Below are 1,074 nucleotides of genomic sequence, written 5' to 3' on the forward strand. Positions count from 1 at the left end.
GGGCTTGCTCGCGAAGGCGTCGGCACAGCCACCATCAAGGTGCCAGAAAAACCGCCTTCGCGAGCAAGCCCGCTCCCACAAGGGAATGCGTTTCGTCAGTCGATCAAGCAAGCCACCTTCAAAGGTGGTTTTTTTATGCCTATGCTTTTTGCCTCTTCCCCCGCCAAGAGGACAAGCCCATGACTGACTGGCCGCTGGATCAAGCCTTTGACTTCAACGGACATCAGGTACGCTACGCCGTGCGCGGCGACGGCCCGCCGCTGGTGCTCGTGCATGGCACGCCCTTTTCTTCTTTCGTGTGGCACCGGATCGCGCCGTATTTCACGACGACTCACCGCGTCCACTACTTCGATCTGCTGGGCTATGGGCAGTCCGCACAACCCGACGACGATGTCTCGCTCGGCGTGCAAAACCAGTTGTTGGCGCAGTTGCTGGAGCATTGGCGCCTGGATCGCCCCGACGTGGTGGCCCACGACTTCGGCGGTGCCACGGCGCTACGCGCGCATCTGCTCAACGGCAAGGATTACCGCAGCCTGACGCTGATCGACCCGGTGGCGCTGACGCCCTGGGGTTCGCCGTTCGTGCAGCATGTGCGCCAGCATGAAGCTGCGTTCAGCGGACTGCCCGATTACATCCAGCAAGCGATTGTGCCGGCTTACATCCGCGGGGCGATCAAGCGGGAAATCCCGGACCACGAACTCGCGCCGTACGTAAAGCCGTGGCTGGGGGATCCGGGGCAAGCGGCGTTCTACCGGCAGATCGCGCAGATGGACGAGCGCTATACCTGCGAGGCCGAGGGCCTGTACCCGACGATTCGCTGCCCGGTGCAGATTCTCTGGGGTGAAGACGACCAGTGGATTCCCATCGAACGCGGGCAGGCGCTGCATCGGATGATTCCCGGATCGCAGTTTTATCCGATACCCAACGCCGGTCATCTGGTTCAGGAAGACGCACCCGAAGCCATAGTCGCGGCGCTGCTGCGGTTTTTGCCCCTGCAGTAATCTTCCTGAACAAACCCAATCCCCTGTGGGAGCGAGCCTGCTCGCGATGACGGTGGCACATTCAGCACCAAGG

General features: G+C 61.8%; 2 protein-coding genes. Both read left to right on the forward strand.

Annotation, left to right across the window (positions count from 1 at the left end; genetic code table 11):
* A partial coding sequence (locus KGA85_RS29480) for a hypothetical protein (RefSeq protein ID WP_223538265.1) occupies positions 1–183 on the forward strand: 183 nt, incomplete at its 5' end.
* Positions 180–1,001: an alpha/beta fold hydrolase gene (locus KGA85_RS29485; RefSeq protein WP_223453709.1), complete on the forward strand. Its 822-nt coding sequence runs from the start codon at positions 180–182 to the stop codon at positions 999–1,001. The genes KGA85_RS29480 and KGA85_RS29485, both read left to right, overlap by 4 nt.
* Positions 1,002–1,074 lie beyond the last annotated feature (73 nt).

The sequence above is a fragment of the Pseudomonas sp. GL-B-12 genome, from assembly GCF_019955895.1.
In the GTDB taxonomy this organism is placed as follows: Bacteria; Pseudomonadota; Gammaproteobacteria; order Pseudomonadales; family Pseudomonadaceae; genus Aquipseudomonas.

Excerpts from the sequence above, each read along its gene's own strand:
- KGA85_RS29485 (WP_223453709.1), top strand. The coding sequence starts at position 180 with ATGACTGACTGGCCGCTGGATCAAGCCTTTGACTTCAACGGACATCAG.